Source organism: Acidobacteriota bacterium, assembly GCA_035471785.1.
In the GTDB taxonomy this organism is placed as follows: domain Bacteria; phylum Acidobacteriota; class UBA6911; order RPQK01; family DATIPO01; genus JANQFM01.
Map to the genome: position 1 here is coordinate 1 of DATIPQ010000132.1, position 8,214 is coordinate 8,214.

Genomic DNA, 8,214 nt, shown 5'->3' on the forward strand with positions numbered 1-8,214 from the left:
CCTCGCCTAATCACATCCTAATCCCCCACCTAACCTGCGACCGCCAATCCGCCGCCCTGATCCTCACTCGAGCTAAGAGGTAGTGCAGTGCGTCAGAAGTTTTGAGCCACCCTGTCGCGTTATTCCACGCTTTCAGCGTTCAGACCTTTGCCGTCTGAAACCCAGGGTGGCGCCGCCGTCTCGCTTGCGCTCGCCGCGGCTGACCCTGGGCTGGCGAATCTGTCCCTTGCAGGGACAAGAAACGGAGGGCCCTGGCTCAGAACTTGTGACCGGCAGCACCAGGCCTCAAAACGGAAGTGGACGTTGCCGGCGCTGGCGGCGAACGGACCCATTTCCAGGATCGCCGCAAGGATGCGCCTCCCACCATCGGTGGGGCGATCTGCTCAACCGGTATTCCTCCCCGGCTGGAAAAAGGGCGCTCTTTGCTTCAGCGGCGGCAGCCATCTTTCCAGCCGAGACATCGGATCCCTGGGCTTGATTGCCCCATGACTGGTGGGAGGCGCATCCCTGCGGCGATGGGCACAACGCTGCCGGACACCTCAGTTGTCTTAGTCAAGCAGGACGCCTCAGGCCCAACTCACTCCTCCTCCAACAGCGGCTGGGACTCTATGGCGGAGAGGTAGCGGAGGTTGTTGTCGCCGAAGAGGGCGAAGGCGATGACCGGAGTGTCGGAGGTGATTTCCATGTAGCCTCCCACTTGCTCGAATCCGGCGCCGAAGAACGTGGGGGTGTTAAGGAGGTCGACTCGGCGTTGGCCTGGGGCCAGGACGAAGGCTTGCTCGGCTGTCTGCTCCCCGTTGGCGGCGAAGGCGCGCACCGTGACTTGAGCCGGGGCGTCCTCGTCGTTGAGCAGAGCCAAGCCGGTGAAGATGTTGAGTTCAAGCGCTTGGGCCAAGTGGAGGAAGAGGCTCTCCCGGCGTCCCTGCGCGATGAGCGGCAGCAGGGAGCGGAAACGATTTCCACCGAACTCGATGGCGCCGAGCGCCAGCGGAGGCGAGGCGGCCCCCTGCTGGGCAAGGTCGATCTCCAGGAATCCGGTGATGGTTTCGCCCGCCGCGGGCTGCAGGCCGAGCAGTTCAGCCAGGTCGGCGCTCAGGCGCTGATTGGAAGAGAGTTCCAGTTGGGCTTCTCCCAGCAGTTGAGACTCGTCATCGCGGGCCTTGACGGTGACGCTGATGGAGACGATTCCCGGATTGATCAGGTGAAGCCGGCTGCCGCCGCCGCTGCCGTCCACGAAAAAGTGGGGCGCCAGCAGGCGGGACGTGCGTTGGGGACGCCGTCCCGCCGCCGAGAGGAAGCTGTTTTGATCGGCGCGGAACTGAAAGCCCTTGAGCGGCTGGTCCGATCGTACGCTCAGCCATCCGTTGCCGGTGATCTGACCAGGAAAAAGCTCGTTGAGGGACACCTGGATCGTTCCCTGGGCCGGCAGCGGGCGATTGATCTCGGCCACGGCCGATGGCTGAGAAACCGAGAATGACGGCTGCAGCGTAGTGGTTGAGTCGGCGAAAAGGGTGATGTCGACTGAGGACGATTCGCCGGCCGTGTTGAAGAGGTGGAGGACGGTTTCCGAGTCCGCCGATTCCAGGGCCAGCGGGAAGAGAAGATCGCGCGACTCGTCCAGGGCCGCACCGATGCCGTCGAGGCGGGAGAGATTGAGGTCTCCCACCATGAAGAATCCTTGGATGGCGCTGTCGCGGCCTCGGGCCTTGATGGAGGCGATCTCCGGGTCGTCGAAGATTTGTGAGGCCGTCAGGGTGAGTTGGCGCGTATCTCCCAGATGTTCGCTGCGGGTGGGGACGACGGGTTCTCCCGATTGTGACAGCCCGTCCAAGAGGATCTCTCCTCCCTGGGGCTGCAGGGAGCGCAGCGCCAGTCCCACGAAGTCGTTGAAAAAGAAATCGGAGGCGCCGGAGAGAGTGCGGGGGGCCAGGACGATGGCGAAGTCGGCGTCGGTGCGGGGGTCGACCGCCGGTCCTCCAGGATCGACGATGACGCCGTTGGCGCTCAAGTCGCTGTCTCCGCGGCCGCCGTCGCGGAAGTGGAGGACGATGCGGCCGTCCAGGATCTCCGCTCCGGTGTCGCCGTCGAAGAGGAATTCATACCAATGCGGCGTCGGATCGTCGGCAGTGGGCCCATGCTGGAAGTAGGAGTTGGCCTGGGCGGTGCTGGTGTGCATCCACAGGGTCAGTGAGAGGGATTGGCCGGGCGTAAGCCCGTGGGCGCGGAACCCCAGCAGTCCCGAGGGCAGATTGAGAGCTTGCAGGTCGGTGTGAAGAGAAGGCGGGTGTCGCCCCTCCACCTCTGAAAGCATTACGCCTGGGGGAGCTTCCAGCGTCAGCAGATCGCCCATGACCGAGCGCAAAGTGGCCACGCCGGGCTGCTGACGGTCGGGGATGCCGTCGTTGTTGCCGTCGCCCTGGTTGGGCCCTTCGTTCTCAGCCACGTCGGGGATACCGTCGAAGTCGCTGTCGCTTCGCACCAGAGTGGTCTCTTCATCGCTGTTGTTGAGGACGTTGGGGTCGGCGGTTTCGGAGGTCACCGAAGCTTTGTTCTCGACCGCACCCTCTTCGGCGGGCTCCACCACGACTTCGATGAGGCGTGACTGGCCCTGCTCCAGACGTCCCAAAGGACAGCGGACCTGCCGTCCCGCCAAGCTACAGTCCGGCGCTTCCAGGAAGTCAACTTCGTCCGGCAGATGATCGAAGGCCACTACGTCTTCGGCGGCAGACGGACCCAGGTTGCGCACTTCAAGGGTGTAGGTCAGCGGAAGTCCCGCCGCGGCGGGATCGGCGAGGTCGCGCTTGACGATCTGCAGGTCGGCTCGGGCCTCCACCTTGGTAGAAGCGCTGCGGCTGTTGTTTGCGGTGTTGGGGTCGTTCTGATCGGCGTCGGCCTGGGCCCGAGCTTGCAGCACGCCTTGAAAGTCCTGAGGCGGCTGGACGGTGACCGCGAAGGCTTGCTCTGAACCGGCGCTCATGCTGCCCAGCGGGCAGTTCAAGGTCCATCCGTCCTGGCTGCAGCCCGCCGGCGATACCCCTACCAGGTCGACCTGCGCAGGCAGGACGATGGCAAGGTCGACGTTGTCGGCGCTTTGCGGCCCGTGGTTGAAGACCGTCACGCTGTAGACGATGTCCTGGCCGGGCAAGGCGGGATCGGGCGAGTCCTGCAAGGTCACGCCGACGTCGGCTCCGCTGACCGAGATGGAGGTGACTTCGCTGCGGGTGTTGTTGGATTCGTCGGGGTCGTGGGTGGAGGAGCCGGCTTGGGCGTCGGTGCGCATAGTTCCCGTGGCGCCGGGATCGACGTTGACGGTGACTTCAACGCTTTCGCTTTGTCCCGAAGAGAAATTTCCCAGCGAGCATTCGACGCGTCCCGCTCCCTCGCTGCAGCTTCCCGTGCCGGAAGAGGCGGAAACAAAGTCGAGCTTAAAGGAAAGCTCCACCACGAGTTCGACGTTCTCGGCCGTGTCTGGTCCCTCGTTGGTGACGTCGACGGAGTAGCTGAAACTCGATCCGGAGGGCACGGGGTCGGCGGAGTCGTCGATCAGGACCCGCAGGTCGGCCTGGTCTTCGGCGGGAGGGGGAGGCGGTGGTGGGGGCGGCGGATCCTCCCCGTTGGAATAAACCACCTGCATGGCCTCCTGGTCGTCGTTGCCCAGACTGGCTCCGCGCCCGTCGCCGTAGGCGCTGGAGCGCATGATGGCTCCCGAGACGTTGGAGTGGCCCAGTCCCAGCGCGTGTCCCACTTCGTGGGCGAAGACTTCGGCGCCGTTCTGCCCCGAGTTACCCGCGAAGAAGCACCCGGCTCCGTCTTGAGTCACGACTTCGCCCTCCAGCACCCGGTGGTAAGACTCGCCCTGAAAGTCCTGGGTGGAGGCTGTGAAGTAGGGTCCTCCGATGGCCAGCACGCCTCCCGAGCCGCAGTCGAAGGAGCCGTCGATGCTGTCGTGGGGATCGTCGAAGAGAATGGCGTTGACGTCGTCGCGGCCGTTGAATTCGTTGGTCGAGGTGGTGGTGCCGCCGTAGCGCAGGTCGACGGTCGATCCTGTGACGCTGCTCCAGGCGTCCAGCGCCTCTTCGAACTCGCTGAAAGCTCCTCCGCTGACCTCGCTCAATCCGTCCTCGTGGGCGCGCCACTGTACGTTGCCTCCCCCGTCGAAATCGAACCAGCGGATGGGCGAGCCGTTGGAAGTGCTCAACACGTAGCGGGGACGCGGAACCTGGCGGGAATCGACATCGGTGAAGTAGTCGGCCCGGTGCCGGGCGGCGGACGGTTCCCGCAGCCACTCGGCAAAGCGCTGAAAGTCGCGGGCTCGGCGGTTGTCGAACTGCCCCCCGCGCAGGTTGAAAAGGCGTGCCTCCTCGAGGATGCGCAGGGCCAGCGTGCGTCCCCGGTAGCGGACCTGGTGAAAGGCCCCCAGCAGCAGTTGGTTGACGCCCAAGGTGCCGTCGCCGCGCTGCTTGAGGAAGAGGATGGCGCGCGATCCGCGCGCAAAGCGCGGGGCCGCGGCGATGCGCAGTCCGCTGCCGTCGGGATAACGCCCGCCGGGGACGCTCACCGTCACTCGGCTCCGCGCCAGCGGATTCTTGAGCCAGCGCAGGACCCGCGCCTGGTAGCGCGTCCGCGCCGCTTCCCCCTGGAGCGGCCCCCGCAGGGACTCGATTTCGACGACCGCGATGTGATCGCTCTGATCGGCCAAGTCGGCGTCCGACATCATGACGAAGGACGTTGCCGTCAGCGTAGCCCCGCAGAGAAACACTGCAAGAAGCGCACAGACCGGCACCAAAGCAGGGAAACGAGCCGCCTCAGATGGATCCGGATCACCTGGACAAGGACCAAGCCGCGAGAAGAACTGGGCCAGCATCTAACCACCTCAACGCGTTGCGCTGACTGTGGCCCGCACAGTCAACAGTATACAGAGATCGGCCCGACTCTGAGGCCATATTCCCACTCATCGGCTGGATGCCTTGGACCGCCGGTGATCCTGCGCACAATTTGACGGGATGGGCGCGAGTGAGGCGAAGCGGGCCCCACAAACGGCCAGTCCTGGGGAAGGCTTAATCCAGGCGCTTGCGGAAGAGGCGCACGGAGGCGGCCAGGCCGGCGGCGAAGAAAGCCAGCAGCCAGAAGACCTCGAGGGGCTGCGTCCAGAGGGGGGCGCCGCGCAGCATGATGCCGCGGGAAAGGCGGATGAAGTGGGTCAGGGGCAGCAGTTCGCCCAGCCATTGGGCCGGTTCGGGCATGGCCTCGAAGGGAAACATGAATCCCGACAACAGCACCGAAGGCAAGAAGAAGAAGAAGGAAAGCTGGGTGGCTTGAAGCTGCGATTCGGTGACCGAGGAGATGACCAGGCCCAGCGTCAAGTTGGCCAGGATGAAGAAGAAGGAGGCCAGCAGCAGGTCCAACAGCGAGCCCTCCATGGGAACGGCGAAGATGACCAGTCCGGCCGCCAGGATGATGAGGATCTGCAGGATGCCGATCACCACGTAGGGCAGGATCTTGCCGATCATCAGTTCGCTGCGCTGCAAGGGGGTGGCGATGAGGAATTCGAAGGTGCCGCGCTCGCGCTCGCGCACCAGAGCCAGCGCCGTCATCAGGATCATGGTGGTGGTGAGGATGACGCCCAGCAGTCCCGGCACCACGAAGACGGCGGTGCGCAGTTGGGGATTGAAGAAGGACAGCACCACGAATGCCACCGGACGCTCGCGCACCAGCTCGGGTTCCAGTCCGAAGCGTCCGCGGTTGCGCGAGGCCCGCAGGGCGCCGGACTGGCCGGGGTTGACTTCGAAGAGCTGAATCTCGTGTTCGATGCGGTCCGAGAGTCCGTTGGCCGAGGTGCGCACCGAGCGGGCCAGGACGGGATCGGAGGCGTCCACCAGGATGGCGATTTGAGCGCCGCGTCCGCGCCGGTAGCGGCGGTCGAAATCGGGCGGAATCAGCACCGCCGCCCTCACGTCTCCCCGGCGAAGAAGGCTGCGGGCCTCCTCTTCCCCGCGGGCGTAGTGGGTGATGCGGAAAGTCTGGGTGGCCTGCAGACGTCCCAGGATGCGCCGCGAGACTTCTGAGTTGCAAGCGTCCACCACCGCCGTGGAGACTTGGCGCACGTCCTGGTTGATGGCGTAGCCGAAGAGGATCAACTGCACCAGCGGCACGAAGACCACGAATCCCATGGTCAGCCGGTCGCGGGAAAGCTGGCGCACCTCCTTGCGGGTCACCGACAAGACGCGGCGGACGAATCCAGAGGGCAGAATGGGCTTCACGAGGCCTCCTCGGCCGCTGCCATCAGCTCTTCGCCCTGAGTGAGGGCTACGAAGATGTCTTCCAGATTGGCGTCCACGGGGGAACCGTCAACGGGACCCAGTCCGGCCTGGCTGAGACGGTCGATGAGAGGCGCCAGCATTTCTTCGCAAGGAGGCGCGTCGGGCCGCGTGAGGACGCGCAGCGAGCCCCCGATCTGGGCCACGCCCGAAAGCTCGGGGACCTGGCGCAGCAAGGCGGCGGCTTCGTCCAGCCGATCCAGCCGCAGCCGCAGGACGCGTCCGCTCATGGCGCGCGAGAGTTCCAGCGGACGCCCCTCGATGGCCTTGCGTCCTCGGCGCATCATGCACAACCGGTAGCAGCGGATGGCTTCGTCCATGTAGTGGGTCGAAACCAGGATGGTGGTGCCCCGCGCCGCCAGCAGGAAGAGCTTGTCCCAGAAGTGGCGGCGGTTCTCGGGATCGACGCCGGCGGTGGGTTCGTCCAGCACCAGCAGTTCGGGCTGATGGATGTTGGCGGCAGCCAGGGCCAGCCGTTGCCTCCACCCCCCGGAAAGCGTGGCCGGACGCTGTTTGCGGCGCTCTTCCAGGCCGTACTCGTGCAGGCTTTCTTCCACCCGCTCCCAGTGCTTGCCGATGCCGTAAACCTCGGCGGCGAAGTCGAGATTCTCCTCCACTGTCAGGTCCTCATAGAGCGAGAAGTGCTGGGCCATGTAGCCGATGCGGGTGCGCAAGGCGTCGGCTTGATCGGGCATGCGCAGCCCCAGCACCTCGATTTCTCCCGAGGACGGCCTCATCAGCCCCATGAGCATGCGCATGAGGGTCGACTTGCCGGCGCCGTTGGGCCCCAGGAATCCGTAGACTTCGCCCGTCTTGACCTCCAGATCGAGGGCATCGACGGCCAGCAGGTCGCCGAAGTTTTTGCTGGCGCCGCGGGTGCGGATGGCGGGGACGCTCGCCGAATTCATGAAGCGTCCTCTGAGGGGGCCGTGTCGGGGACGGTGAGATTGACTTGGGCGGCCACTCCGGGACGCAGCTCGGCGGGCGCGTCCAGCAACTCGATGCGGGTCTCGAAGACCAGGTGGGCGCGCTCCTCCTCGGTGAGGGCGTAGTGGGGGGTGAACTCGGGTTCGCGGGCGATGTCGACGATGCGTCCGGCGAAGCTGCCGTCCAGCCCTTGGACGCGAACTGCGGCCTCCAGTCCGGGACGGACCCTGGCGGCGGCCCGGGCCGGCAGCCACACCCGCACCCAGGGATTCTCGTCGGCCAGCACCACCGCCACCACGCCGCCAGCCGGTACGCGTTCGCCTTCGTCGAAGGGAATCTGGTCGACCACGCCGTCGGCCCGGCTGCGGATGGAGAGGTCGGCCAGACGCTTTTCGCTTTGCTTGAGCCGCGCCGCGCTCTCGGCCAAGGCGGCCTGGGCTTCGTCGCGCTCGCGGCGGGCCCGGTCGAGTTCGCTGGTGGCTGTGACATTGGCCCTGCGCAGCCCTTCAACGCGCTGAAAGTCCTTCTGCTCTTCAGTGAGGGTGGCTTGGGCGGCCTGATAGACGGCTTGCCGGGCCCTCAACTCGGCCTCGGCCACTTCGACGTCGAGCTGAGCGATCAACTCTCCGGCCTCTACCCTCTGCCCCACTTGCACGGGGATGTCGACGATCACTTCCGAAACCGGCGCCGCCAGCTCGATGTTCTTGCGTTCCACGGTTCCCACCAGCTCGAAGGTCTCCCCGCCAGAACACCCCGCCAGAGCCGCCAGCAGGACAACCAAAGTGGCAATACCTCGCAACGCTTGCATGCGCCTCATCATACTGCATCCCATGACATCCAAGTCGCCAAGCCCGTTCCAACTTCGCATATCGGACTTCGCCCTTGAATGAGCAGCATCCGGCCTTCGCCTGGTTCCCTCATGGCCGGTTGCGGCCATAGCGCTCGTGGGCCGATGCAAACTCGCCCGAAG

At 65.4% G+C, this 8,214-nt stretch carries 4 protein-coding genes; all 4 read right to left on the bottom strand.

Going from position 1 to position 8,214, the window contains the following annotated elements:
• Positions 1-577: 577 nt before the first annotated feature.
• Complete coding sequence (locus VLU25_18475) at positions 578-4,759, bottom strand: choice-of-anchor U domain-containing protein (protein HSR69920.1); 4,182 nt, start codon at positions 4,757-4,759, stop codon at positions 578-580.
• Positions 4,760-5,057: 298 nt separating this feature from the next.
• Positions 5,058-6,260 carry an ABC transporter permease gene (locus tag VLU25_18480; GenBank protein ID HSR69921.1) on the bottom strand — a complete coding sequence of 401 codons (1,203 nt, stop codon included), beginning with the start codon at positions 6,258-6,260 and terminating at the stop codon, positions 5,058-5,060.
• Positions 6,257-7,225, bottom strand: a complete 969-nt coding sequence (locus VLU25_18485; GenBank protein HSR69922.1) for an ABC transporter ATP-binding protein — start codon at positions 7,223-7,225, stop codon at positions 6,257-6,259. The genes VLU25_18480 and VLU25_18485 overlap by 4 nt, the downstream gene beginning before the upstream one ends.
• Positions 7,222-8,052, bottom strand: a complete 831-nt coding sequence (locus tag VLU25_18490; GenBank protein HSR69923.1) for an efflux RND transporter periplasmic adaptor subunit — start codon at positions 8,050-8,052, stop codon at positions 7,222-7,224. The genes VLU25_18485 and VLU25_18490 overlap by 4 nt, the downstream gene beginning before the upstream one ends.
• Positions 8,053-8,214: the final 162 nt, after the last annotated feature.